General features: G+C 61.4%; 24 protein-coding genes. 11 read left to right on the top strand and 13 right to left on the bottom strand.

The window, feature by feature from the left end; translation table 11 throughout:
- Nucleotides 1–29 precede the first annotated feature (29 nt).
- Complete coding sequence (locus L4923_RS21450) at nt 30–737, top strand: pyrimidine 5'-nucleotidase (protein ID WP_239368910.1); 708 nt, start codon at nt 30–32, stop codon at nt 735–737.
- Nucleotides 738–781: 44 nt separating this feature from the next.
- On the opposite strand, the gene L4923_RS21445 is transcribed toward L4923_RS21450, so the two are convergent.
- Entirely contained in the window at nt 782–1,621 is an 840-nt protein-coding gene (locus L4923_RS21445; protein WP_239368908.1) for an LOG family protein, read from the bottom strand.
- Between the two features lie 139 nt (nt 1,622–1,760).
- Here L4923_RS21445 and dapD point away from each other — a divergent pair, with 139 nt between their 5' ends.
- The 3 genes from dapD (at nt 1,761) to L4923_RS31115 (ending at nt 4,277) form a co-directional block, all read left to right on the top strand.
- Nucleotides 1,761–2,615 carry a 2,3,4,5-tetrahydropyridine-2,6-dicarboxylate N-succinyltransferase gene (gene dapD / locus L4923_RS21440; protein WP_239368906.1) on the top strand — a complete coding sequence of 285 codons (855 nt, stop codon included), beginning with the start codon at nt 1,761–1,763 and terminating at the stop codon, nt 2,613–2,615.
- 10 nt (nt 2,616–2,625) lie between these two features.
- The gene (locus L4923_RS21435) at nt 2,626–2,985 is read left to right on the top strand and encodes a DUF805 domain-containing protein (protein ID WP_239368904.1); all 360 of its coding nucleotides are present in this window, start codon (nt 2,626–2,628) and stop codon (nt 2,983–2,985) included.
- A gap of 278 nt (nt 2,986–3,263) precedes the next feature.
- Nucleotides 3,264–4,277, top strand: a complete 1,014-nt coding sequence (locus L4923_RS31115) for a GGDEF domain-containing protein (protein WP_239368902.1) — start codon at nt 3,264–3,266, stop codon at nt 4,275–4,277.
- 16 nt (nt 4,278–4,293) lie between these two features.
- Here L4923_RS31115 and L4923_RS21425 read toward each other — a convergent pair whose 3' ends face one another.
- The gene (locus L4923_RS21425) at nt 4,294–5,313 is read right to left on the bottom strand and encodes a 2-dehydropantoate 2-reductase (RefSeq protein ID WP_239368900.1); all 1,020 of its coding nucleotides are present in this window, start codon (nt 5,311–5,313) and stop codon (nt 4,294–4,296) included.
- Between the two features lie 124 nt (nt 5,314–5,437).
- Between L4923_RS21425 and dapE the strand changes: the two genes are divergently transcribed.
- Both dapE and L4923_RS21415 read left to right on the top strand, forming a co-directional pair.
- A complete protein-coding gene (dapE, locus tag L4923_RS21420) occupies nt 5,438–6,625 on the top strand; it encodes a succinyl-diaminopimelate desuccinylase (RefSeq protein WP_239368898.1) in 1,188 nt (395 codons plus the stop codon).
- Between the two features lie 11 nt (nt 6,626–6,636).
- Nucleotides 6,637–7,227, top strand: a complete 591-nt coding sequence (locus L4923_RS21415) for a transporter (protein WP_239368896.1) — start codon at nt 6,637–6,639, stop codon at nt 7,225–7,227.
- A gap of 25 nt (nt 7,228–7,252) precedes the next feature.
- Here L4923_RS21415 and L4923_RS21410 read toward each other — a convergent pair whose 3' ends face one another.
- Nucleotides 7,253–8,446 carry an MFS transporter gene (locus L4923_RS21410; RefSeq protein WP_239368894.1) on the bottom strand — a complete coding sequence of 398 codons (1,194 nt, stop codon included), beginning with the start codon at nt 8,444–8,446 and terminating at the stop codon, nt 7,253–7,255.
- A gap of 48 nt (nt 8,447–8,494) precedes the next feature.
- On the opposite strand from L4923_RS21410, the gene L4923_RS21405 reads away from it, so the two are divergent.
- A complete protein-coding gene (locus L4923_RS21405; RefSeq protein ID WP_239368892.1) occupies nt 8,495–9,070 on the top strand; it encodes an Lrp/AsnC family transcriptional regulator in 576 nt (191 codons plus the stop codon).
- 25 nt (nt 9,071–9,095) lie between these two features.
- Here the strand turns inward: L4923_RS21405 and truA are convergent, their stop codons facing one another.
- The 4 genes from truA to def are packed head-to-tail and all read right to left on the bottom strand — an operon-like array spanning nt 9,096 to nt 11,847.
- Nucleotides 9,096–9,851, bottom strand: coding sequence for a tRNA pseudouridine(38-40) synthase TruA (truA, locus tag L4923_RS21400; protein ID WP_239368890.1), 756 nt, complete (start codon nt 9,849–9,851; stop codon nt 9,096–9,098).
- 9 nt (nt 9,852–9,860) lie between these two features.
- A complete protein-coding gene (locus tag L4923_RS21395) occupies nt 9,861–10,370 on the bottom strand; it encodes a GNAT family N-acetyltransferase (protein ID WP_239368888.1) in 510 nt (169 codons plus the stop codon).
- Nucleotides 10,367–11,302 (bottom strand): methionyl-tRNA formyltransferase, encoded by a 936-nt coding sequence (fmt, locus tag L4923_RS21390; protein ID WP_239368886.1) that lies wholly within the window; start codon nt 11,300–11,302, stop codon nt 10,367–10,369. The genes L4923_RS21395 and fmt overlap by 4 nt, the downstream gene beginning before the upstream one ends.
- A gap of 14 nt (nt 11,303–11,316) precedes the next feature.
- Complete coding sequence (def, locus tag L4923_RS21385; RefSeq protein ID WP_239368884.1) at nt 11,317–11,847, bottom strand: peptide deformylase; 531 nt, start codon at nt 11,845–11,847, stop codon at nt 11,317–11,319.
- Between the two features lie 102 nt (nt 11,848–11,949).
- On the opposite strand from def, the gene L4923_RS21380 reads away from it, so the two are divergent.
- Nucleotides 11,950–13,215, top strand: coding sequence for a DNA recombination protein RmuC (locus L4923_RS21380; RefSeq protein ID WP_239368882.1), 1,266 nt, complete (start codon nt 11,950–11,952; stop codon nt 13,213–13,215).
- A gap of 29 nt (nt 13,216–13,244) precedes the next feature.
- On the opposite strand, the gene L4923_RS21375 is transcribed toward L4923_RS21380, so the two are convergent.
- The gene (locus tag L4923_RS21375) at nt 13,245–13,652 is read right to left on the bottom strand and encodes a GFA family protein (RefSeq protein WP_239368880.1); all 408 of its coding nucleotides are present in this window, start codon (nt 13,650–13,652) and stop codon (nt 13,245–13,247) included.
- Between the two features lie 146 nt (nt 13,653–13,798).
- Here L4923_RS21375 and L4923_RS30975 point away from each other — a divergent pair, with 146 nt between their 5' ends.
- Nucleotides 13,799–13,924 (top strand): hypothetical protein, encoded by a 126-nt coding sequence (locus L4923_RS30975; RefSeq protein ID WP_152979900.1) that lies wholly within the window; start codon nt 13,799–13,801, stop codon nt 13,922–13,924.
- A gap of 75 nt (nt 13,925–13,999) precedes the next feature.
- Here the strand turns inward: L4923_RS30975 and L4923_RS21370 are convergent, their stop codons facing one another.
- The 5 genes from L4923_RS21370 to L4923_RS21350 form a co-directional block, all read right to left on the bottom strand.
- A complete protein-coding gene (locus tag L4923_RS21370) occupies nt 14,000–15,370 on the bottom strand; it encodes an HlyD family type I secretion periplasmic adaptor subunit (protein ID WP_239368878.1) in 1,371 nt (456 codons plus the stop codon).
- 45 nt (nt 15,371–15,415) lie between these two features.
- Complete coding sequence (locus L4923_RS21365; RefSeq protein ID WP_239368876.1) at nt 15,416–17,236, bottom strand: type I secretion system permease/ATPase; 1,821 nt, start codon at nt 17,234–17,236, stop codon at nt 15,416–15,418.
- Between the two features lie 24 nt (nt 17,237–17,260).
- Nucleotides 17,261–20,014, bottom strand: coding sequence for a calcium-binding protein (locus tag L4923_RS21360; protein ID WP_239368874.1), 2,754 nt, complete (start codon nt 20,012–20,014; stop codon nt 17,261–17,263).
- 262 nt (nt 20,015–20,276) lie between these two features.
- Nucleotides 20,277–20,558 (bottom strand): hypothetical protein, encoded by a 282-nt coding sequence (locus tag L4923_RS21355; protein WP_239368872.1) that lies wholly within the window; start codon nt 20,556–20,558, stop codon nt 20,277–20,279.
- Between the two features lie 218 nt (nt 20,559–20,776).
- Nucleotides 20,777–22,204, bottom strand: a complete 1,428-nt coding sequence (locus L4923_RS21350; protein ID WP_239368870.1) for a calcium-binding protein — start codon at nt 22,202–22,204, stop codon at nt 20,777–20,779.
- Nucleotides 22,205–22,552: 348 nt separating this feature from the next.
- Here L4923_RS21350 and L4923_RS21345 point away from each other — a divergent pair, with 348 nt between their 5' ends.
- Entirely contained in the window at nt 22,553–23,257 is a 705-nt protein-coding gene (locus L4923_RS21345) for a helix-turn-helix transcriptional regulator (RefSeq protein WP_239368868.1), read from the top strand.
- A 242-nt stretch (nt 23,258–23,499) separates the two neighbouring features.
- Complete coding sequence (locus L4923_RS21340) at nt 23,500–24,174, top strand: Crp/Fnr family transcriptional regulator (RefSeq protein ID WP_239368866.1); 675 nt, start codon at nt 23,500–23,502, stop codon at nt 24,172–24,174.
- The last annotated feature ends 64 nt before the right edge of the window (nt 24,175–24,238 follow it).

The raw sequence follows: 24,238 nt of genomic DNA, 5'->3' as shown, positions 1-24,238 counted from the left end.
CTTCGCTGGTTTCGTGCGATAACTGCGTCATGACCGAATCCCCCGATCCCGCCCGTTTTGCTCATGTCACCGACTGGGTGTTCGACCTCGACAACACGCTCTATCCGCACCACTCGAACCTATTCTCCCAGATCGACGCTAAGATGACGGCCTATGTGGCGGAGCTTTTGACGCTGTCGCGCGAGGATGCGCGCAAGCTGCAGAAGGAGCTCTATCTGGAGTACGGCACCACGCTGAACGGGCTGATGGAGCGCCACAAGATCGACCCGGACGACTTTCTCGAGAAAGTGCACGACATCGATTATTCGTGGCTGGTGCCGGACCCTGTGCTGGGAACGGCAATTCGGCAATTGCCGGGTCGCAAGTTCATCTTCACCAATGGCGACCGCGGCCACGCCGAACGTGCGGCGCGGCAGCTCGGCATCCTCGATCATTTCGATGATATTTTCGACATCGTTGCTGCGGGCCTGACCCCGAAGCCGGCGCCCCAGACCTATGAGAAATTTGCAAATCTGCACGCGGTCAGCGGCCCGAATTCAGTGATGTTCGAAGATCTCGCCCGCAATCTCGCCGTGCCGAAAGCGCTCGGGATGACCACGGTTCTGGTGGTGCCGCACAATTTCGAGCCGACTTTCTCGGAGATCTGGGAGCGCGACCCCGACAATGCCGACGACGTCGACTATGTCACCGACGACCTCGCCGGTTTCCTATCGACAATTGTAGAAGCGAACGCCTGAGACGTTTTGCGTCCATCAAGCGTTCGCTGAATGGAGAGCGGGCCTCAGAGTGTGTAGAAGCGACGGATGATGTCCCAGGCTTCGTCGGCGGTGTCGACGAAATCAATGATGTCCTGATCGCCCGGCGTGATCGTGCCCTGTTCAGCCAGATAATCCAGGTCGATGGCGTGCTTCCAGAACTCCTTGCCGAACAGGATCACCGGGACGCGCTCCATGCGGCCGGTCTGAATCAGCGTCAGCGTCTCGAAGAACTCGTCCATGGTGCCGAAGCCGCCGGGGAACACGGCCACGGCCTTCGCGCGCATGACGAAATGCATCTTACGGATGGCGAAGTAGTGGAAGTTGAAGCACAATTCCGGCGTCACATAAGGGTTCGGCGCCTGCTCGTGCGGCAGAACGATGTTGAGGCCGATCGATGGTGCCCCAACATCGTCGGCGCCGCGGTTGCCGGCCTCCATGACGCCGGGCCCGCCCCCGGTGACGACGACGAACTCGCGATAATAGGACGCAGCCGAGTGCTGCGAACACAGGCGTGCGAATTTGCGCGCCTCATCATAGTAGCGGCTGTTCTTTTCAAGGTTGCGCTTCTGCGTCTCGTTCTTCGCCGCCCAGGCCTCGCCGCCTGGCTCCGGAATACGGGCGCCGCCGAACAGGATGACGGTAGAGCGGATGCCACGCTCAGCCAGGATCATCTCCGGCTTCAGCAGTTCGAGTTGCAGCCGAACCGGCCTCAACTCGCGCCGCGTCATGAATTCTTCGTCGTTCCAGGCGAGGCGATAAGTCGAAGCGCGTGTCTGCGGCGTATCGGGGACGCTTTTCGCGCGTTCCAGGTCTTCATCCGAGTGTGGCAGGGGCGTCCAGCCCGTCTTTTCCATTGGGTTCATATCCACCCGTCCAAATCCCTTCCAAGCGTCGTCCCGTGACGCAGCTGCGATTGACCCTCACATTCCCTTCAAATAGGGTCCGCGCGGCTTTCAAACAGGTTAAGAGCCTGCCTTTCACAGCGTTGTAACGGAGCATTTGATGTCGAAGCCCGATCTGGCGAGCCTTGAAAAGACCCTCGACAAGGCTTTCGAGGAGCGCGACGGCATTTCGACCGCGACTCGCGGCGAAGTGCGCGACGCCATCGAATCAGCGCTGGAACTGCTCGACAAAGGCACCGCGCGCGTCGCCGAACGCCAGGCTGATGGCCAATGGAAGGTCAATCAGTGGCTGAAGAAGGCCGTACTTCTCTCGTTCCGCCTGAAGCCGATGGAACTGATTTCAGGTGCGCCCGGCGGCGCTTCCTGGTGGGACAAGGTTCCTTCGAAGTTCGACGGTTGGGGTTCGCTTGAATTCGAAAAGGCGGGCTTCCGTGCGGTGCCGTCGGCCGTGGTGCGCCGTTCGGCCTATGTCGCGCCGGGGGCGGTGCTGATGCCTTCCTTCGTCAATGTCGGTGCCTATGTCGACAGCGGCACCATGGTCGACACCTGGGCCTCCGTCGGCTCTTGCGCGCAGATCGGCAAGAACGTGCACCTCTCCGGCGGCGTCGGCATTGGCGGTGTGCTTGAACCGATGCAGGCCGGCCCGACCATCATCGAGGACAATTGCTTCATCGGCGCACGTTCGGAAGTCGTCGAAGGCTGTATCGTGCGCGAGGGTGCGGTGCTCGGCATGGGTGTGTTCATTGGCAAGTCGACCAAGATCATCGATCGTGCCACCGGCGAGGTCTTCTACGGCGAAGTGCCCGCGAATGCGGTTGTGGTGGCCGGTTCGCTGCCGGGCAAGCCATTGCCGAATGGCGAAGCTGGTCCGAGCCTCTATTGCGCGGTCATCGTCAAGCGCGTTGACGCCAAGACCCGGGAAAAGACATCCATCAATGAATTGCTGCGCGATTGATGGTGATCGCGTGAGTTTCCAGCAGGCGCTTTGGGCGTTTTTCGGATTCAACGGACGGCTGAGCCGGCAGGCTTTCGCGCTTGCCGGTGCACTGCTCTATGTCATTCGGTTCTATGCCGTCTCCCGCCTGGACCTCAGGATGGACCAAAATATCCTCGAGCAGCTACCATCGATGTTCCTGATGGTGATGGGGGTATTGTTTGTTTCCCATCTGGCGCTTGCTGCGAAACGACTGCACGATTTTGGCAGGACCGGCTGGTACAGCGTGTTCTTCATCATCGGCGACATCGTGGTGTTTCTGATACTCTGCCTTCCCCAGGGAACGCAGGGGCCCAACCGCTATGGTCGGGAGACCAACGCACCCGCTTGACCTTATTGATTGCAGCAGCTTCGCGCATGCGCGCTATACTAGAACCCTAAGGGATTCTTAGTTCCTCCATGTATAATGGGGAGCAGGCTCGGTAGCTGAATAAGGAGGAGTCGCTGGCGGAACCGGAGAAAATTCCCGGCATTGGCCGTGAAGAACCGGCCTCGCGCCTCTTTGACTGGTTCTCGGCTCCGCTGGAGGACGAATCGGGAGCCGTCCGCTCTCGCTTTCTCGAAACCACTTACGACCGAAAATTTGCCATCCTCTTTGCCAGCCTGAGCGTGGTTGTCCTCGCGGGGACGGCGATTGCCCTTACTGATGCGAGGTGGCCGTGGCTGTGGATCGCGGCCGAGTTTGTCCTGCTGATCGTGCGCTTCACCCTGATCGTGCGTTGCGAGGCAGCACGGCTTCATGGCGAAACCCCGCCTCTTGCGGCCCTGATGAGCGCTGGCGGCATCTGGTCCGTGATTTTCGGTCTCGGCTGTTTCGGCTGTATTGCAAGCCAGAACCTGGTCCTTTCCGTCCTGGCCGGACTGAATGTCGCTGGCGTGGTAGCCGTTGTCTCCTCCCGCAACGCCGCGACCCCGCGATATGCCATCCTGGTCATGCTGGTGGTCAGCTTGCCCTTCATGCTCGGTGCGCTGTTTTCACCTCAACCTGGCATGTGGGTAGTCGGTCTCCAGATTCCCTTTTACGTGGCCGGGATCATCGGGGTCCTCGTGCACAATCACGCCATCACCATCCGGATGATCCGTGCCGAACTCGACAACCGCGACCTCGCAGTCCGGGATGCGCTGACGGGTCTGCCCAACCGCATCCTTATGCAGGAAGAATTGCATCGCATGTGCGATCGCCTAGCGCCACCCGCCGCAAATGGCGGCAGGCCCTTCGTCGTGCTCAGCATGGACCTGGACGGCTTCAAGCAGGTCAATGACAGCTACGGCCACGTCGCCGGCGATCGCCTGCTGCGCCTGGTCGGCGACAGGCTGCGACGGACTTTCCGCGCGACCGACAGGGTATTCCGGATCGGCGGCGACGAGTTCGTCGTTCTGCTGCCGGCCACGTCGGAAATCGAGGCGGCCCACCTGGCCAAGCGTGCCATCGAAACAATTTCAGAACCTTTCGACATCGAAGTCCCGGCACCGGTCTATATCGGTCTCAGCATCGGCAGCGCGCGTGCTCCAATCGACGGCGACACAGCGGAGCAATTGCTCACTTGCTCCGACCTCGCGCTCTATGATGCCAAGCGCGCAGGAAAGGGGCGCCACCGCGCCCATCTGCCGAGCGCTTCCTGAGGGGCAGGTCAAGCCTTCAGGTCTGTTCGACGGCTTCCGGCGGCAGTCGCGGTGAGCCTTGATTGCGTTGTTCGGCTTGCCGCACCAGCGCCGTGACACGCCGTACCAGCGGCACCTGCACACCGGTCCTGTCGGCAAGACGAAGGATGGAGCCTTGCAGTTCGTCAATTTCGGTTACGCGGCCGCGCTGCAGGTCTTCCCACATGGACGACCGCGCCTGCGGGTCGATCGCAAGCATGCGCTTCGCAAGCCGCAGAAACAGGAAGTCGGGCAGCCGCAGGATCGTCGGCAGCAATGCAGGCGGCGGACCGGCAACACGTCCTGGCTTGACACCGGCAGCCTTCATCGCCGTCAGTGCTTCGGCGATCTGCCTCGCCAGCAGCAAACGCCACCGGCGATCCGACAGTTCGGCTGCAAGAGGAAGATCGGACAAGGCCACGAGCGCGTTGTTGAGATTAAAGAGCAGCTTGCCCCATTGCACGGAACGCATGTCGGCATGCGTGGCGGTCGCGAAACCTTCGACATTCAGCAAGGTCGATATTCCAGGCGTGCCGCTCTCCACGAGCACAGTGCCCTCGCTGGCGCGATGCACCCTGAACGGGTTTTCGTCGTCCTCCTGCACGACGTTGAAAGGCACCATGCCGGCGACTACGCGCCGGCCACCGACGGTCGCTGCCAAACGATCGGCATTGTCGACGCCATTCTGCAGGCTGACGATGACCGCATTTTTGGGCGCGTGCGCCGCGATCTGCCGGCCAATCTCTTCCGTCGCACGGCTCTTGGTTGTCACAAGCACGACATCGGCCCCTTTTAGAGCCGCCTGAGCTTGCGTCTCCACCATAAAGGCTGCCTGGCTCAGCCGCCTGTCGCGTTTTTCGAGATCGGTGACGCGCAAGCCAGCGCGCAGCAAGGCCTGCTCGATTCGAGGCCTGACCAGCAGGGTCACCCTGCGTCCTGCCAATGCCAGACAACCGCCGGCATAGCAGCCGATACTGCCGGCACCGGCCACGACGACAGACGCGTCGCGCAGGGTCATTGCAATCTCCGTGCCATCCGCCTGTTTGTCACGCCAATCCATTTTCGATCATAACAGGCGGTTTCGCCAAGGATAGCAATCCAGAGCCGTGACACGATCCCATCTTTGGAATAACGCTGCGCACATGACACTGCCGATCGATCCTGCCCAGAATCTCGCCGCTCTCATTCGCTGCCCTTCGGTGACACCAGCCGAAGGCGGTGCGCTGTCGTCACTGGAGACCATGCTGAAACCGCTCGGCTTCGCCATCGAGCGTCCCGTGTTCCGGGAAGACGGGACGCCGGATGTCGAGAACCTCTATGCACGGCGCTCGGGCAACGGTCCGCATCTGATGTTCGCCGGTCATACCGATGTGGTACCTGTCGGTGACGAAGCGGCATGGACACATCCGCCCTTTTCGGCAGCCATTGCCAATGGCGAAATGTACGGCCGTGGCGCCGTCGACATGAAAGGCGGCATAGCGTGCTTCATCGCTGCACTTGCCCGGCATGTCGCCGAGAAAGGTGGTCCGAAGGGCTCTGTTTCCCTGCTGATCACCGGCGACGAAGAAGGGCCCTCGATCAACGGCACGGTCAAGCTTCTGGAATGGGCGGCGGCGAAGGGTGAAAAATGGGATGCCTCAATCGTCGGCGAGCCCACCAATCCCGAAACGCTTGGCGACATGATCAAGATCGGTCGGCGCGGCTCGCTGTCGGGAACCGTGACCGTCAACGGCCGGCAAGGCCATGTCGCCTATCCACATCTTGCCGACAACCCGGTGCGCGGACTGATGACACTTACCGATGCGTTGCTCAATCCCATCTTTGACAAGGGCACGGAGAATTTCCAGCCGACGAATCTCGAGGTCACGTCGATCGACGTCGGCAATCCTGCGACCAACGTCATTCCGGCCAGGGCAAGCGCCACTTTCAACATTCGCTTCAACGACACCTGGGACGCAGAAACGGTACAGGCCGAAATCCACAACCGGCTCGACACGGCCAGCGGTCGCAGGAAATATCGCAAGGGCCGCAAGGAGCCGGTCGACTTCGAACTCGTCTGGAAGGATCGTCCGAGCCACGTCTTCCTGACCCGCGACGACAAGCTGATTGAAACGCTGAGTGGTTCGGTCGCCGCCGTCACCGGTCGCAAACCACAGCTGTCGACATCGGGCGGCACATCCGATGCACGCTTCATCAAAGACTATTGCCCCGTGGTCGAATTCGGTCTTGTCGGCAAGACCATGCATATGGTTGATGAGCGCGTAGCACTGGACGATCTCGAAACGCTGACGGTGATCTATCAGCGCTTCATCGAGGACTGGTTCGGGTAGGCGAGCCAAGCATGCTTTCGGCAGATGAAATCCAATCGTCGCTGACTGGCGCCTGGCGCATGATGCTGGGCAAGTCCGAGGGTTTACGCCAACTTGACCTGTCGGCGGATGGCTTCTGGAATTCCTTTTTCGCCATCGCCGTTGCCGCACCCGCCCTGATCGTCGGCTGGGTCGGCATCGCGAACACGACGGGCGAGACTGCGGGCAGCCGTTTCGAGCTGCTTCTAAAACTGGCTTTCGTCGATATCGGCACCTGGGTTCTACCCTTGCTGGCACTGGCCGCCATTGCTCCACGGGCGGGGCTTGGTGGGCGGTTCGTGCATTATGTGGTTGCCAGCAATTGGGCCTCGGCGATCATTGCCTGGGTAATGCTTCCGGGCGCCCTTATCCGCTTGCTCTTTCCAGCGGCCGGCCAGGCAAGCGGACTCGTCTCGCTGCTGCTCTTCTTTGTGTCGCTGATATTCAGCTGGCGTATGACAAACCAGGCGATCGGCAAGGGAGCGGCTATGGCCACGGCCGTCTTTGCCGGGATGTTCGTCGCATCGCTGATCGTGCTGTTCGCACTGCAGAAGCTGATCGGCGTGCCGATGATCGGGGACTAGCGCGGCTTACGTTCCCTGGAATGCTCTAACCGGGTAATCCGGCTCGATCCCCCGATCGCCAACTCCCCGCAACAGCGGCGATCAGCATCAGCACAAGCGCCGTGAGGGCCGCGAAAGCAAATCCTCGTGTCGCATAAAGCGGGCCGAAGCCGGTCGTTCCTGCAAACACCGCAAGGTAAGTGACGGCGCTGTTCAGCCCCATGATGGTACCACGGCGCGCCGGATCGATCGCAGCAAGCCGCATGATCAGCACATTCAGGCCGAAATGGTTGGTAAGACCCCACACGAAGGTGAGGACCAGCACCGAAATAAAGCTGTCGCCCGCCAGCGCGAAGCCGAGGTAGACGGCTGCGACGGCCAAGAACGCGAAGGGCATGACACGGCGAGGCCCCAACCGATCGACGATGCCGTCGAGAAGGGCGGCCGCCCCAAAGCCGATACCGTAGACCAGCGCCACGATGCCGTTGGCGCTGACGGGCTCGCCGAGATCGCTGTGAAGGTGATCTCCCAGGTAGCCGTAAACGCCGTAGAATGCGCTCATGAACGCAGCACAGGCGATAAGCAGCGGCTTGACGCCAGCGATACGCAGGGCGGCGAGCGGCTGCGGCGCGGGACCTGGGGCGGGCACGTCGCGGTATCGGCTAACCTTCAAGATGAGAGATGCGGCGAGAGCCAGCATCGCAACGACCGCATAGACGGCACGCCAGTGAACGTAATCGGCAACAACGGCCGACAATGAGACGCCGGCAACCATGCTCAGCGTCCAGCCGGTCAAGACCACGCCGATGGTTCGGCTTTCGCGTCCGGGAGGCGCCACCGCCGCAGCGCTGGCATAGATTGCCGGCAACGCGATGCCGGACGCGACGCCGGCGGCGCGCTGCGCAGCCGCCAAGGCTGGCACCCCCCGCGACAGCCCGCTCAACGGCAGACCTGCAGACAGGCCCACGAGTGCCCACAACAGCATGCGCCGGGCACCCAACCTGTCGACGTGGCGCGCCATCAAGAGTGCGCTGGCAGCCGTTCCCAGCCCAAAGGCGGCCGAGCCCGACATGACCAGGGCAACATTCGAGCCCAGTGTGCGCGCTACCTCCGGTGCGATCGGCCCGAGCACCAGCGAGTTGGAACCTATGACCGCGATGCAGAAGGTGAGCACATAGGCTACCGCCGGCAAACGCGCAGTTTCAGCCAGCAAGGGAGGTGATTGATCCGTCTTCGTCATGGATGCATGATGGCGGAATGACATTCCGCAACAAGAGAAATTTCGACTATGAAGCAAGAAACAGATGACATTCGGCAAAACCGTGTTCCGGAACGCGACCTGGACGAGATGGACCGAAAACTATTAGGCGCACTGTGTGAGGATGCCACCGTCAGCTATGCTGAACTCGGCGAGAAAGTCGGGCTGTCGGCGCCGGCCGCGCATGAACGGGTCAAGCGATTGCGCCGAAGCCAGGCGATCCGCAGCACCTCGGTGCTGATCGATCCGGTCGCCGTCAACAAGCCGTTGCTCGCCTTTGTCCATGTCGACACACGCGGCTGGGGCAAGACGCCCGAGCTGATGGCGATTTCCGCCTATCCCGAGGTCGAGGAAATCCATTCGGTCGCGGGTGATGCCTGCATGCTGCTGAAAGTTCGCGCCAGGGACACGCGCGCACTGGAGGGGCTGCTGGCCAAGCTATATGATACGCCGGGAGTGATGGCCACTCGCAGTTATGTGGTGTTGTCGACCTATCTGGAACGGCCGGTACAACCCGGCTCGACCACGGTCTGGCCGATGCCCAGCTATATGGCGCAGCCGATCGAGCACCGGCGCAACGTCAATGCGATTGCCAAGGCCGATTGAAGGCAGCCTTTGCTATCTGATGAGATCAGGATGTCGGGTAATCGACGCCCGTAAGGAACAGACCGTCAGGTGGGGCGACCTGGCCGCAGGCAGCGCGGTCGCGCGCGTCAAGGGCCCCCTTGAGATCGGCGGCGGTCCACGCGCCTTCGCCGACCCGTTTCAGCGACCCGACCATGGAGCGCACCTGATTGTGCAGGAACGACCGTGCCGAGGTGCGAACTTCGATCATCTCGCCACGTCGCGTGACATCCAGCCGCTCCAGTGTCCGCAGCGGGCTGTTGGCTTGGCATTGCGTGGAGCGGAAGGTGGTGAAGTCATGCCGCCCGAGCAGAACCTTCGCCGCTTCATGCATGGCCTCGGCATCGAGCCGTTTCGGCACCCACCAGACCTTGCCCATATCCAGCGCGGGCGGAGCGCGGCGATTGGCGATGCGATAAAGATAGTGCCGGCCGACCGCGGAAAACCGCGCGTCGAATTCATCCGGCACGGCAACCGCGCCGAGGATCGTCACACGTTCGCCGGCTCGCTGCAGGTAAGCATTGACGGCATCGCGCACCGTATCCGCCGGCCAATCCTTGCTCAGGTCCGCATGCGCAACCTGTGCCGTGGCATGCACACCGGCATCGGTTCGCCCCGCACCCCGAATTGAGATCGCATCGCCACAGAAGCGTTCGATAGCCTGTTCGATAGCCGCCTGCACCGAGTGCTGGCCGACAGCCTGCCGCTGCCAGCCGGAATATGGCCCGCCGTCATACTCGATGTCGAGGCGATAGCGGGGCACGTCGAAACGCTACGCGGCCAGCGCGGTGCCGAAAGCCGAAGCGTAGACCAGCTCGCCGCTCTCAGGCGCCTCGCCCCAGGCCTGGGCCTGCAGCGCTTCACCCTGATATTCGCTGGCAAAGCCGGCCGCACGTTCGTGGCTGTAGCCGAAGCGGCCGTAATAGGCCGGGTCGCCCAGCACGATGGCCAGGTTTTCGCCGGCGTCCTTGAGACGGATATGAGCCTCGCGGACCAGCGCGCCGCCAATGCCCGTACCATGGAAATCCGGCTCGACGGCAAGCGGCGCCAGCGCCACGGCCGGGAACTGCTTGCCGCCACTCTCTACGTAAAGACGCGAAAACAGGATGTGGCCGACAACCTGGCCATCTTCTTCAGCGACCAGCTCAAGGACGGCGTCGCCTTCGGTAACGATCGCATCGACGAGGCCAGCCTCGGTCTGCTGGCCGAAAGCATGTTCTTCGACGAGGCGGATCGCCTCGCGATCCCGCAGCGTCGCCGCGCGTATCGACATCATGCTCATGACAGTTTCATTCCTTCTTCAAACTTTGCCCCGCGCAGGAACTCCTGTGCGGTCACGGGCCTACCGCCCGCGCGCTGCACTTCGACCAGCCTGACCGCACCTGACCCGCAGGCGACCGTCAGCCGGTCGTCGAGAATTCCTCCCGGTTCCCCCATGCCGTCGGCGACAGTCGAACGCAGCAATTTCAGCCGTTCGACCCGGCCGCCGATTGTGGCCTCGCACCATCCGCCGGGGAAAGGCGAAAGGCCGCGAATATGATTGTGGACCGCATCCGCGGGACGGGTCCAGTCGATCCGGGTCTCCGTCTTAGCGATCTTCGCGGCATAGGTCACGCCCTCGGCTGCCTGTTCCACAAAGGTCAGAGTCCCGGTCTCCAGCCTTGCCAAGGCTTCGACCATCAATCCAGCACCCGCCGCCATTAACCGGTCATGCAGATCGCCGGCCGTCATGTCGGGATCGATCGCCAACTTTTCAACCAATCCGACCGGACCGGTATCGAGCCCCTGCTCCATCTTCATGATCATCATGCCGGTTTCGGCATCGCCGGCCATGATGGCGCGCTGGATTGGTGCTGCACCACGCCAACGTGGCAAAAGCGAGGCGTGGCCGTTGAGGCAGCCAAGACGTGGCGCATCGAGAATCGGTTTCGGCAACAGCAGACCATAGGCGACAACAACCGCGACATCGGCATCCAGGGCACGAAATGCGGCCTGCTCGGCCTCACTCTTCAGCGAGACGGGAGTATACACGGCAATGCCGAGCCGCTCAGCCTCGCGCTGCACGGGAGACGGCGTCAATTCCAGCCCACGCCGACCCGCGGCACGCGGCGGCTGGGTGTAGACGGCCACGATGTCATGCCCGGCCTCAGCCAGCGCGCGCAGCGTCGCGACCGAGAAATCGGGCGTGCCCATGAAGACCACGCGAAGCGCCATGGATCTGTCCCGGATCAGCCCGCCAGGCGGCTTGGCGCCTTATCGCGGGCGAGTTTCTTGAACTTCTTGACCACCATGTCGCGCTTCAGCTTCGAGATGTGGTCGATGAACAGCACACCATTCAGATGGTCGATCTCGTGCTGCAGGCAGGTGGCCATCAATCCTTCGGCCTGCATCTCCTGCAGGCGGCCTTCGCGGTCGAGATAGCGCACCCTGACGGTGGCCGGGCGCTCGACCTCGGCATAGTAGTCAGGGATCGACAGGCAGCCTTCCTCATAGACCGAGCGCTCGGTACCGCTTTCCAGAACATCCGGATTGATGAAAACATGGGGAGCAGGCGGCTCGCCTTCCTTGGCCAGGTCGATCACCAGCATACGCAGCGGTTCGCCGATCTGGATCGCGGCAAGGCCGATACCAGGCGCATCATACATCGTCTCAAGCATGTCGTCGGCCAGCTTGAGCAACGGCTCGTCGATGCGCTCGACCGGCTTGGAAACCTGGCGAAGGACGGGATCGGGGAGAATGATGAGCGGCTTGATCGACATATCGCTCACCTAAAACCTTGCAGGGAAAGCGTCAACCGTACAGCTGTCAGCATGTTCACGGTTTGATCTTTTCCTGTCACGAGAATCGTTTATGCTGGGCTGATGAACGACCTCGGCTCCATCCTTTCCGAACCCGTCGCCCGGCTCGGTGCGACGACGATCACACTCGGCCAGGCATTGGGCTTCGTCGTGTTTCTTGTCCTCGTGCTGTTCGTTGCGCTGATCGTCGCGCTGTGGCGCGCTGCCAAGGCGCGGAGCGTTGCTGCGGCCGAAGCTGCCGATCATGCCCGCGACGCCGAGGCCCGCATGGCCGGCATCCTGCAAAGCCAAGCCGAAATGCAAGGCCGCATGGGAGCATTGGCGGAAGTGTTCGGCGCCCGCCAGGCGGAGCTGACGCAGTCGATCGGCCAAAGGCTGGACGCGATGACCGGCCGCATCGGCCAGACCATGACCGAGCAGACGAAGTCGACACATGAAAGCCTCGCCAGGCTGCAGGAGCGGTTGGCGGTGATCGACACCGCCCAGGGCAACATCCAGTCGCTCGCCGGGCAGGTCGTGCAACTGCAGGCAATCCTGTCCAACAAGCAGACCCGCGGTGCGTTCGGCCAGTCGCGTATGGAAGCGATCGTCGCCGACGGGCTGCCGCATGGCTCCTATGAATTCCAGGCCACCCTCTCGAACGGCAGCCGCCCGGATTGCCTGGTGAAGATGCCGAATGCCGCGCCCTCGCTGGTGGTCGACGCCAAGTTTCCGCTCGAAGCCTGGAATGCCATTCGTGCCGCCGAAAGTCCCGAGCTGCAGAAGGTGGCCGCGCAGGCATTCCGGCGCGATATCGAGGTGCACATCCGCGATATCGCCGAGAAGTACCTGATCCAGGGCGAGACCCAGGACACCGCCTTCATGTTCGTTCCCTCGGAATCGGTCTTCGCCGAGATTCACGAGAATTTCGAAGCACTGGTGCAGCGCGCCCATCGCGCCCGTGTCGTCATCGTCTCGCCGTCACTGCTGATGCTGTCGATCCAGGTCATCCAGGCGATCCTGAAGGATGCGCGCATGCGCGAGCAGGCACATCTGATCCAGGGCGAAGTCATCCGGCTGATGGAAGATGTTTCGCGCCTTGATGAAAGGGTGCGCAAGCTACAAACCCATTTCGGCCAAGCCACGAAGGATATCGACGATATCCTGGTCTCGTCCTCCAAGGTCACCAAGCGTGGCCAGAAGATCGAAGCGCTGGAATTTGGCGGAACGGACGGCACCGAAGATATCGAGACAGCTGCCGGGCAACGCAAGGTCGAGTCCGCCTCACGCACGGCTGATTCCAAAACCGGGCAGCTCAGATTGCGAGTGGTCGACCCCGACGACGCTTGATTGTTTCTGGCAGCGTCGTTCCTCGATCGTCACTGTCTCTCGGTTGTCGTCTCGACGCTCTCGAAATGCGGCAACCAGCTCAACGCCGATCCATGCCATTTTTCCGACCGCGGCACGAGATCCTGCCGCTGGCTGGCGGTGCCGACCCGGATGCCATAGACCTTCGGCCCGTCGCCTGCGCCGACGACGTAAAGATGTGAGCCGCAATCGCCGCAGAAGGCCTGCAGACGCTTGGCGCCGCTGCTGCCGGTTTTCACATAGATTTTCGGTTCGCCTTTGATGAGCCGAAACTGCGCTTCGGAGGCGGGGACGGTGACACGAAAGGCTGTTCCGGTGAGCTGCTGGCAGTCGGTACAGTGGCAAATCGATGTCGTGCCGGGATCGACCTCGGCCTCGTAACTGATTGCGCCGCAGTGACAGCTACCGTCGATCTTCATGGCATTTCTCCCGATCTTCCTGCAATGTAGCGCCGCAGGAGAGCCGGACAACGCCTGATTCAGCGTGGCATCATCATCGGATGACTGTGCCTTGCTCTTTGCGCGATCTGTTGTTTCACTCGATCCGTCGAATGGAGGAACGAATCATGGCCAAAGGTTCGATGAAACCGGGCAAGGAGGCCCGCAAGCCCAAAAAAGACGCCAAGAAGCCCGCGGCGGCGCCAGCGATAAAGGCGCCACCCGTGCAGGCGACCCGCATCAAGGACAAGTGAGCTGCGAACCAAGCAGTAAATGCTTGCCAGCCGGCACATGCTGTGCCGGCTGTTTCTGTCGATCCAGAGTCGGCCCTACACCTCGCGCAGACCGCGACGGAAGGCAGCCATGAACGGTTCCATCAGATAAGCGAGTACAGTTCGCTTTCCAGTCACGATCAAGACGTCGGCCGGCATGCCCGGCGTCATGGAAATCCCTTGATCCAGCGTCTCCAACTCGCTTTGCGGCACTTCGACCCTTGCGAGATAAAAGGACTGGCCGGTCGCTTCATCGGTCACCCTGTCGGCGGATACGGACTTGACCGTTCCCGTCACGCGCGGCATGCCGCGGCTGGCATAGGCGGTCAGATGTATGGTCGCTTCGAGGCCGGCTGCCACGACGTCGATGTCGCTTGGCGAAACCCGCGCGTCGATCAGCAGTTGCTCATTGGTCGGAACGATATCGAGGATGGCCTGACCCGGCCCGATCACGCCACCAGACGTCTTGAATTTGAGGTTGGCGATCTTGCCGGTGACGGGAGCGGTGATGACAGTGCGATCCAGCACGTCCTTGCTGGCATTGAGCCGCTCTGCCGTATCGATGTAACTCGCACGGGCCTTTTCCAGCTGGTCGGCGATGTCGGCCGATTGTGTCGCCTTCAGCGATACGCTCTGGGTTTCGAGCTCGCCGATCTTCTGCTCGACCTCCGCGATCTGGCCGATGAAGCTGCCGCGATCCCCGTCCAAGGCGGCCTTTGAGCGCTCCAGCTTCAGGGTCTCTGAGCGTGCCAACAACGCCTTGTCGACGAGGCTCTTCTTGACGCTGTGCTCCTGCACGGTCAGCGCAAGCTGAGCATCGACGCTCATCACCTGTGCCCGCAAGCCCGCCAGCTGCTCCTCGAATTGGCGCTTGCGCACGTCGAGGATCTGCAACTGCGCTTCGAGCGAGGAACGGCGCTGGTTGAACAGCAACGTCTGGCCGGCGATGATTTTCCTGGCACGCTCGTCAGCGCTTGCAACGAGATCGGCCGGGAATACGATCTCGTCCTTGCCTTCCTGTTCGGCCCTGAGCCGGGCCTGCGTCGCCTCCAGGGTTCGGGCCTGCTCCAGGTAGAGATCATAGAGAGCGGCAGCCTGCGTGCTTTGCAAGGTGACCAAAGGATCGCCGACGCGCACCAGGTCACCATCCCGGACCTTCAGATCCTTGATGATGCCCCCCTCGAGATGCTGCACGGTCCGCCGGCTTCCATCCGGGCTGACGATGCCGCTCGCGGTGGCTCCTTCGGCCATCGGCGCTACCGACGACCAGACGATACCGCCACCAATGAATAAGTAAGCCAGCAGGACGCCATACCGGGCAGGCCCGCGAACAACATCCTTCAAACGTATCGGCTCGACCTTGGCATCGATGACATCTGGCAATTTCCTGGCGATTGCCTTGGACTTGCCGGACTGGCTTTCGGACATGTTCTCCTCCCCTTGAAGCACCTGACCCATTTCGGCTCCATCCCATCAGGCAATCTGTTCGATCTGGGCTGCCGGCGGCGCAATCTTCTGCGATGTGTCCTCCGGGCCTTCGTCGGCCTGCGTCTCATCCGAGGCCCTGACCACATGCAGCGGGGTGCGCTCCCCTTCCCTGGCGATCGAACGCAACCGGGCGAGGACTTCGTCGCGCGGCCCGAACAGATGCATGCGTCCATCGCGCAGGAACAGCACCTTGTCGGCCTGCGCCAACGTCGAAGGCCGATGACCGACGATGATCAAAGACGTGCCGTAGGACTTCAGTTCGGCGATGGCCGCCGCCAGCGCAGACTCGCCGGCCTGATCGAGATTTGCGTTTGGTTCATCGAGCACCACGATCTTGGGCAGGCCGAAAACGGCTCTGGCGAGGCCGATACGCTGGCGCTGCCCACCCGACAGGCGTGACCCCGCATCGCCGATGGGTGTCTCGTAGCCCTGTGGCAGGCGCTGGATCATCTCATGGGCATGCGACAGCATGGCCGCATTGATCACAGCTTGATCCTCGGCCTTGGCCATGCGCGAAATGTTGTCGCGCACACTGCCGGAAAACAGTTCGACATCCTGCGGCAGGTAGCCCATCGCCTCGCCAAGCTGCTCGCCGTTCCAGTGCTGGACATCCGTGCCGTCGAGGCGAACCGTCCCCGAACTTGGTAGAACGATACCGGCGATCAACCGACAGAGAGTGCTCTTGCCACTGGCGGAAGGGCCTATGATGGCGACGGCTTCGCCGGGCTGGAACGCAACGCTCAGGTTGTCGATGATGGCGGGCCGCCCTGGCTGGGCAAAATAGGAGACGTTTTCCAGCGAGATCCGCCCTTTGGGCTCAGGAAGGCGGATCCGGTACGGCTCTGCGCTGACATTCTGCAGACGTTCCCTCAGACGGCCATAAGCGATGCGCGTCTGCCCGAGATTGCGCCAGATCGCCATCAGATGCTCGACGGGCGCCAGGGCACGACCGAGAAGGATAGAAGATGCGATCATCACGCCGCCTGTGGCTCCGCCCTGCAGCAGCAGATAGGCACCGAGACCCAGTGTTGCCGATTGGACGAACAGCCGCACGAATTTGGTGATGCCAACGATGGTGGCACCCCGCTGGGAAGCAACATCGGAGGCCCCGAGGAAGGCATCGTTGCTGGTGCGAAATCGTTCCAGCAGACCTGGAAGCATTCCCATCGCACGAACCACCTCCGCATTGCGGATCGTCATGTCCGCATTCTGGAGAGCCTGGATCTGCGAAGTGCTCGCCACCAGGGACGACTTCCGCGTGACGATTTCGTTGAGCACACCAAGCAGGATCAGAAGGATCGTGGCGGCAAGTGCGAATATTCCAAGCGCCGGATGCAGCAGCCAGATCAGCAGAAGGAAGACCGGCGTCCAGGGCAGGTCGAACAGCGCGGCAGACGCTTGCGACGACAGGAAAGACTGCACCTGTCCAAGGTCACGCAATGGCTGGGTGCCGGCCTGATCCCCCAGCAAACGGGCACGAACGCAACCGGCAATGATGACCGGGCTCAGGCGATCGTTGAGCCAGTTCGCGGTACGAGCCATGACGATGTTGCGCAACATGTCGAGCAGGCCGAGCACAAGCAACGCCGCGCCGGCCATGACCGTGAGCAATACCAGTGTTTCCAGATGACCGGTAACCAGAACGCGGTCATAGACCTGGAGCATGTAGATGGGCGATGCCAGCATCAGGAGATTGATGGCCAGACTGAAGACCGCAACGATGATCATCGCGGACTTCGCCTGCGCCATGGCGTCGTCGAGTTCCGTCTTTCTTGCCTTGCGAGCCCGCGAACCGACGACTGCCATGACATTACTCCGTTTTGAGATCGCTCAGGCCAAAAGCGCAGGATCGACGAACAGATCGTGCGAAACGAAATTGGTGAAGGCGTCGGTTATCGTCGTGTCCGGGTTCGTGGTTGTACGCTCGCCAAGGACAACGAAGGTCGAGCTTTCCATGCCGGGAGCCGTGCTGGCTACGCGGGCGACCCAGTAAGCGATGCCGCTGACCGTGAGCGACGCCAGAGACGCAGAGACAGCAGCCGGATTGGAGCGAATAAAGACATCCTCGCCAGTCAGGTAGTCGAAGATCAGGTTGTTGGTACCGCCCAGCACGCGGAAGATGTCTTGCCCGGCGACTCCGCCGTCGCTGACGCCATCGCCGAAAACGGTCTTGGTTCCGGCGCCGGTGATCGAGAGGATATCGGCGCCGCTGCCGCCGCGCATCTGGTCGTTGCCGCTGCCGCTGATGAGCCGGTCGTTACCGCCGGCACCGATCAGGACGTTGCTGAGTGCATTGCCTACGAGCACGTCACCGAAACTGGACCCGGTCAGGTTTTCGACGCCGCCCAATTGATCGCCCTGCGCGTGACCGCCGACGCCGGCAGCTGCGCCGGTATTGTCGAGTTGTACAAGGACACCCGCAGTGGAGCCGGAATAGGAAGCGGTATCGACACCATCTCCTCCGAGGAGAATATCGGCTCCGCCGCCACCGGTAAGAGTGTCGTTCCCGAGGCCGCCTTCAAGGCGATTTGCAGCCGACGCTCCAATCAGTTCGTCGTTGAATGACGAGCCGATGATGTTCTCCACGGCGACCAGCACATCGTTCTGCGCATCACCACCCACGGAAAGCACGCCGGACGTAGCACTATCCGAGAGGATCGCGCGCACCGCCGCGGCAGAAGTCGAATAGTCGGCGGTATCGATCCCCTCGCCGCCAACCAGGAATTCGTTGCCGGTATTGGCGCCACCACGAAGAAAGTCGTTGCCGGCGCCGCCATCGAGGCGATTGGTCGAGCCGTCGCCGACAAGCACGTCATCGAAAGCGGAGCCGATCAGGTTTTCGATGGCGCTCAGGACGTCACCCGCCGCGTCACCACCGCTAGCCGCAGCGCTCGCGAGATTGATCGATACTGCGGCCGACGATGTCGAATATTCGGCGGTATCGCTGGTACCCAGTCCACCGTCGATGCTGTCCGCGCCGGCGCCGCCGACAAAGATATCATTCAGCTCCCCGCCGACCAGGATATCGTCGAAGGCCGAGCCGATGATACGCTCGATCAACTGCAGCTGATCGCCCTCCGCATCGCCACCAGCGCCGGTTCCGATCGCAAGCGGATCGGCAACCGTCGTGTTGAGGCGGATCGTCACAGCTGCCGCTGATGTTGAATAATCGGACGTGTCGACGCCACCTTGGCCGATCATGGTGTCCGCGCCGCCATTGCCGGTAAAGGTGTTGGCATTGGCATCGCCGACCAGAATGTCGTTTTGCGCGGAAGCGACGATATTCTCGATGCTGATCAGCTGATCGCCGCCAGCGCCGCCGCTGAGGGCACCGGTGGCAAGATTGATGCCGATGGCGCCGCCTTGAGAATAGTCCACGGTGTCGGACCCGACACCACCGTCCATGAGATCTGCCCCGGCGTCGCCTTGCAGTATATCGTTGCCCGCGCCACCGAAGAGTTGGTCGTCACCGGCCGATGCGACCAACCTATCATTGCCGTCGCCGCCTTCCAGGAGATCGTTGCCGTCTCCAGCTTGCAGATCGTCATCGCCGCCTTCGCCGAACAGCTGATCGTTACCGATCGATGCCGTGAGAAAATCATTGCCGTCGCCGCCGTGCATGACGTCATTGCCAAGACTGCCGATCAGCTCATCGTTGCCGCTGCCGCCATCCATGAAATCGGTGCCGTCGCCGCCTGTCAGCAGGTCGTCGCCCGAACCGCCATAGAGCGTGTCGTTGCCGAAGCCGCCGATCAGCGTGTCGTCGCCGCTGCCCCCGTACAGGCGGTCATCACCGAAACCGCCGTCCAACGTGTCGCTGCCACCGCCAGGACCATCGATGCCGTCCGGGATGCCGTCGGCGTCGAGGTCGTCGGCAATGCCGTCCTGGTTGGCGTCGGTCGCTCCGTCGCCGATCAGAACATCATTGCCGTCCATGCCCCGCAACAGGTCGTCGCCGGCATTGCCGATCAGCTGATTGTCGAGCTTGTTGCCTGTCAGCGTGTCGTTGAAGACCGATCCAGTGATGTTTTCGATGCCGCTCAACGTGTCCTGCGCGGCATCTCCACCGGAACCCCGCGAGGTCCGTTGCGGGTCCAGCGGCAATGCAACCGTGACTTTCAAGCCCGAGGCCGAATAGTCTGCGGTGTCGATGCCATCGCCACCATTCAGCGTATCGGCGCCAGCACCACCGCGCAGCAGATCGTTGCCTGCACCGCCGTTGAGGATGTCATTGCCCAGGCCGCCATCGAGCACGTCGTCGGTAGCGGCCGCGTTCAGCGTGTCGTTGCCAGCACCACCATCCAGGTAGTCGCCGCCGAGAGTGGCAGCGGCGACCGTGATGACGTCGTTTCCGTCATGCCCTTCGATACGGAAGCTGCCATCGGCAGTCTGAGTGAAGTTGTCCGCGCCATTGGTGAGCTGGATCAGCACGAAAGGATCTGCGGCCAACGCAGTCAGCCCTGCCGAGACGCGCGGCGCTGCCGGTGCGGTCGTCGCCGGGGCGATAGAGGCGGACGTCGGCTCATTGGCAGCGGCAGTGACCTTCTGGCTACCGACCTGACGGGATATCGATATCTTGCGCATCTGAACCTCTCTCCGTCGTCCCTTTGCGCAGACAGGATTCTGCGAGGGCACCCAAGTGGAGCTTAGCGGTGAAGCGGAGCCGGCGGCACAACGCTTAGGTGGAGTTACACTTCAGGCGTAGACCGCGACTTCCTTGGTATGATCCGAATTGGCTCCACAGCGCTTTCGTCGGCGCATAAGAAAAAGGCTCCGCAGGGGAGCGGAGCCTTTCGGTCAGGCTGCAGCGTTGGGAGGATGCGCCACAGCCGACTGCGAGGACTGATCAGTCGGCGGCGGCGTAGCCGGTCGCCGTGATGCTCGACCACTCGTTTTCTTCAACCGCAACGACGAGGTTGAGGTCGGTCGCGGTATCGTGGCCATAGGCCTGGACGTCGATTGCGAACGTGGCTTCATTGCCGTCGATGTCGACGCAGACGTCGATTTCGTGGTTGACGTCGAGGTTGCTGTCGATGTCCGAGTAGAGGTCGAAGTTGACGTCGATGTCGGAGTCGAACTCGTACGAGGCGTCCAGATTCACGTCAGAAGGATCACAGTAGAAGGTCATGTCACTCTCCTTGTCGCTTGATGATGTCCGGTACTCAGGTCCGGCGCATTTGAAGCCTAGGGCCTATCGCGCCAATCATCAAATATTCAAGCGACGTAATTTCATTTTCTTCTAGAGTAATACTTTTGATATAATTTTCCATGATTGTGCAAACTGAAATGCAAGCCGGCGCCCGCCTTGGAAAAGACGAGCGCCGAAGAACCTGCTTTGTCTAATATTCAGCCAAAAACAGCCAGCAGATCACCCAGCTGAAAGGTTAGCTGCGCATCCGTCAACGCCGGATCGGCGTCGGCGTCCACGGCTATGGCGTGCATGACCATAGCCGTCTGCTGTGGCGTAAAAGCGCCGCGCACCGGCAGCGCGCCGAACCCAGGATTGTTGACGAAGAACTCGTCCAGGGTCAGCGTCGAGCGTTCGCCGTCCAAGCGTAGCGTTACCACAAGGTCATCCCGGTCGCCCCGATCACGCTCCATCGAAAGAGATTTCGATCCGACCAGCGTATCGAGACCTTCGACGGCAATGCGATCGCCGCCATCGAGCGAGAAATCGGTGATGATGTCGTTTTCGAATGCGCCGGCGATCAGATAGGTGTCGGCGCCGGCTCCGCCTTGCATCCGGTCATCCCCGTCGCCGGAAGAAGAGCCCAGCCTGAACATGTCGTTTCCTACGCCGCCCGATAGGTCGTCGTGACCGCCACCGCCGTCGAGAAGGTCGCCACCACTGCCGCCCGAGAGTATATCCTTGCCGTCGCCGCCGAGTATCAGGTCGTTGCCGATGTCACCGGAAAGCGTGTCCTTGCCATCGCCGCCAAACAGCCAATCGTCGCCGTCGCCGCCCCCTAGATTGTCACGGCCGTCGCCACCGAAAGCGGTGTCATTGCCGCCACCACCACTGATCCTGTCGTCGCCGTCGCCACCGAAAAGCCAATCATCGCCGTTGCCGGCACGGATGGCGTCGTCGCCGCGATTTCCCCGCACCAGCGAGTCGCCATCGCCTGTCGCGATCGTATCGTCGCATCTGGTGCCGACATATTCCGTATAGACGACATCAGCGTCGATCGCCGATGTCGCGGAGACGATGCTCGACGAATATTGATCTTCCAAGGCGATCGCATCGGCCTGCATATCGACAAAACTGTTTTCGCCATGCGCAGTCACATCGGCACTGAAGGTAGCCAGATTGCCCTGCAGCGACCCGACGCTCGAGCGACACGTCTCCACGGCGCTGCCATCGACCTGGTGCGCCGATCCCGTATCAAAAGCAAAACTGGCCCCAATCGCGGAGGTCGTAGCTTGCTGGTTCATGCCCTGGGCGTCCGAACCGGTTACCGTTTTGTTGTTGGTGACCGAAATATCGGCACCCACCATGGTGACCACCGCCGACGCCATGGCAAGCGGCGATTGGTCACCCGAGCCCTGCGCGGCAGCCTCCGCGCCGACCACAGCGATGGCGAATGAGGCAAGACCGCGATCGATCGTCGTCAGGTAGACCTGCGTGTTGGCGAAGGTGCCTTGACCGAATGCATCTGCACTGACCTGCGCGGACACTCCGATTGCGTTCTGCGCTGTAACAGTGCGCACCTGCACTGTCTGCGGCTGCTGGTTGCCGCAGGGCTGCTGATTTCTGCTCGAAATAGACGCGCTCATGGCGGACCCTCCGTTGCGCGACAAGCATAGTCGCCAAGGTGTTGTCCGGAACGGCTTCATAACGCTGATCGCCTTGATTGCGGCGCTACGCCTTTCGGCTGTGCGCCGTTGGAGCAGATGATGCGCGGAAGGCGAGGCTCGTCATTTGTTGCAGTGGGTAACCACACTCCATCTTAAAGAACATATGGGTTTGCCCAATCGCCGCGCAGGCACTTTCGGCGAGACGCCTTTGGCATGTGAAGCGCCTCACATCGCAGACGCCATCATTGAGATAGGAGTAGTGAAACCAACACGAGAAGAGGGTTCTGGCGGCGCATAGGCAAGCGCCCACAAACCAAGGAGAACAAAATGACTGGGGATGCACAAAAGGCAATTGTGCTGGTGGTAGACACGCTGGTGTTGAGATGCGCCGGCATCACGACTTTGATCAATGAATGGGTCGGCCCTCTCGGCAAATCGGCCCATGCGATAGAACCGGAAAACCTCGGCTTCTACTCTCAACAAGGTAAGGTCGTTTCTCTTATCGTCGTAAATGTAGGTGGCTCATCGCTGCAGGAACTGGCGGTGCGGACGACCCTACAGAGCGTGCGGGATCAATTCCCAACGACGCCTTGCGCCATTCTTTCCGACCGCAGAGAAGCAGATGAGGCCGTCAGCGCCGTCAGTTTCGGCTTCCAGGCCTTCATTTCGACCACGACGCCGTTGGCGATCGTGCATCAGGCTCTCGCCTTCATCATGAACGGCGGCGCCTATTTCCCGGGCGAAGCGCTGCTCGAAATCGCAGATGGCAGGGATCGCCCCCGTCATCATTCGAATGCGACTGCCGGCAACGGCCTGCTTACGCCTCGCCAGAGTCAGGTTCTCGATCGGCTTCGGTCTGGCAAATCCAACAAGCTGATCGCGCGCGAACTCGACATGCAGGAATCGACCGTCAAGGTTCATGTCCGTCAGATCATGAGCAAGCTTGGCGCCTCGAACCGCACCCAGGTGGCCATCATGGCCATGATGAAAGGCGACCTTGCGGGCGGCGCACCGGAATCCGCCGTGGCTTAGAGCGTTTCCGTCTTTCACGGAAACGCGGAAACGCTCTAAGTTGTTGTTTTGTGGTATTTTTTGTAACGCCAAGTGATTCCACTTGGCTACAAAATGCTCTAGGGCGGAGCGGCGCGCCAGGCAACGCTACGACCTGCTATCCAAGCCTCGTTATCGCGCGTAGAGTTTCGCGGACCAGAGCGAACTCGAATACCAAAGAACAACACTATTGAACTGAGATCACGCTCGGGGGGCCGATGTTGATGAGCAGTCTGGATCAGGATCCGAAACACACGCTGGCAAAGTTCGCCCACTACGATCGCGACCTGCTGGACAGGATGTTCGGCGACGCCAAGCCGGAAAAATATGCTGCGGGGCGACTGCTCTTTCTTCAGGACGACCCATCCGATCGCGTCTACGGCCTGCTTGCAGGGTCCGTCGAAATTTCGATCTTCTCGGCCGAGGGCGACAAGCTGGTTGCCAACCTGCAATTCTCACCAAGCCTGATTGGCGAAATCGGTGTCCTGGACGGCGGCCTCAGGACGGCGACCGCCATCTGCAGATCCGAATGCTCGATCGTCTCACTCAGCCGCAAACAGGTTCTGGACCGCATCGATCGGGATCCGCTGCTCGGACGCGCCCTCATCGACCTTTTGTGCAAGCGACTAAGATGGATCAGCGAAGAATTGGGCGATCACACCTTCCTTGGAATTGAGGCACGTCTTGCCAAGCGGCTGCTGCATTTGAGCGGGTTGCTTTCCGACGCCGCAGGCTGGATCGCAATCTCCCAATCGGAGCTTGCCCAGACGCTCGGCGCGACAAGGGAATCCGTCAACAAGCTGCTGAATGACTGGCGCGGCCGCGGGCTGATCGCCACCAAACGCGGCCATGTAAAAGTCAATGATCCAACCCGCTTGCAGCGGGTCAGTTCCGAGTGAGCACCGTCCCGAGGCGCTTCTCTTCATCAATCCCTTGAATCGGCAATGGCATGCTATGTCGTTC

It is taken from the genome of Terribium retamae, assembly GCF_022347545.1.
In the GTDB taxonomy this organism is placed as follows: Bacteria; Pseudomonadota; Alphaproteobacteria; order Rhizobiales; family Rhizobiaceae; genus Mesorhizobium; species Mesorhizobium retamae.
This window is presented reverse-complemented; position numbering and strand designations above follow the sequence as displayed.

Excerpts from the sequence above, each read along its gene's own strand:
- L4923_RS21450 (WP_239368910.1), top strand. The coding sequence starts at position 30 with ATGACCGAATCCCCCGATCCCGCCCGTTTTGCTCATGTCACCGACTGG.
- L4923_RS21445 (WP_239368908.1), bottom strand. The coding sequence starts at position 1,621 with ATGAACCCAATGGAAAAGACGGGCTGGACGCCCCTGCCACACTCGGAT.
- dapD (WP_239368906.1), top strand. The coding sequence starts at position 1,761 with ATGTCGAAGCCCGATCTGGCGAGCCTTGAAAAGACCCTCGACAAGGCT.
- L4923_RS21425 (WP_239368900.1), bottom strand. The coding sequence starts at position 5,313 with ATGACCCTGCGCGACGCGTCTGTCGTCGTGGCCGGTGCCGGCAGTATC.
- dapE (WP_239368898.1), top strand. The coding sequence starts at position 5,438 with ATGACACTGCCGATCGATCCTGCCCAGAATCTCGCCGCTCTCATTCGC.
- L4923_RS21415 (WP_239368896.1), top strand. The coding sequence starts at position 6,637 with ATGCTTTCGGCAGATGAAATCCAATCGTCGCTGACTGGCGCCTGGCGC.
- L4923_RS21410 (WP_239368894.1), bottom strand. The coding sequence starts at position 8,446 with ATGACGAAGACGGATCAATCACCTCCCTTGCTGGCTGAAACTGCGCGT.
- L4923_RS21405 (WP_239368892.1), top strand. The coding sequence starts at position 8,495 with ATGAAGCAAGAAACAGATGACATTCGGCAAAACCGTGTTCCGGAACGC.
- L4923_RS21395 (WP_239368888.1), bottom strand. The coding sequence starts at position 10,370 with ATGAGCATGATGTCGATACGCGCGGCGACGCTGCGGGATCGCGAGGCG.
- fmt (WP_239368886.1), bottom strand. The coding sequence starts at position 11,302 with ATGGCGCTTCGCGTGGTCTTCATGGGCACGCCCGATTTCTCGGTCGCG.
- def (WP_239368884.1), bottom strand. The coding sequence starts at position 11,847 with ATGTCGATCAAGCCGCTCATCATTCTCCCCGATCCCGTCCTTCGCCAG.
- L4923_RS21380 (WP_239368882.1), top strand. The coding sequence starts at position 11,950 with ATGAACGACCTCGGCTCCATCCTTTCCGAACCCGTCGCCCGGCTCGGT.
- L4923_RS21375 (WP_239368880.1), bottom strand. The coding sequence starts at position 13,652 with ATGAAGATCGACGGTAGCTGTCACTGCGGCGCAATCAGTTACGAGGCC.
- L4923_RS30975 (WP_152979900.1), top strand. The coding sequence starts at position 13,799 with ATGGCCAAAGGTTCGATGAAACCGGGCAAGGAGGCCCGCAAGCCCAAA.
- L4923_RS21370 (WP_239368878.1), bottom strand. The coding sequence starts at position 15,370 with ATGTCCGAAAGCCAGTCCGGCAAGTCCAAGGCAATCGCCAGGAAATTG.
- L4923_RS21365 (WP_239368876.1), bottom strand. The coding sequence starts at position 17,236 with ATGGCAGTCGTCGGTTCGCGGGCTCGCAAGGCAAGAAAGACGGAACTC.
- L4923_RS21360 (WP_239368874.1), bottom strand. The coding sequence starts at position 20,014 with ATGCGCAAGATATCGATATCCCGTCAGGTCGGTAGCCAGAAGGTCACT.
- L4923_RS21355 (WP_239368872.1), bottom strand. The coding sequence starts at position 20,558 with ATGACCTTCTACTGTGATCCTTCTGACGTGAATCTGGACGCCTCGTAC.
- L4923_RS21350 (WP_239368870.1), bottom strand. The coding sequence starts at position 22,204 with ATGAGCGCGTCTATTTCGAGCAGAAATCAGCAGCCCTGCGGCAACCAG.
- L4923_RS21345 (WP_239368868.1), top strand. The coding sequence starts at position 22,553 with ATGACTGGGGATGCACAAAAGGCAATTGTGCTGGTGGTAGACACGCTG.
- L4923_RS21340 (WP_239368866.1), top strand. The coding sequence starts at position 23,500 with ATGAGCAGTCTGGATCAGGATCCGAAACACACGCTGGCAAAGTTCGCC.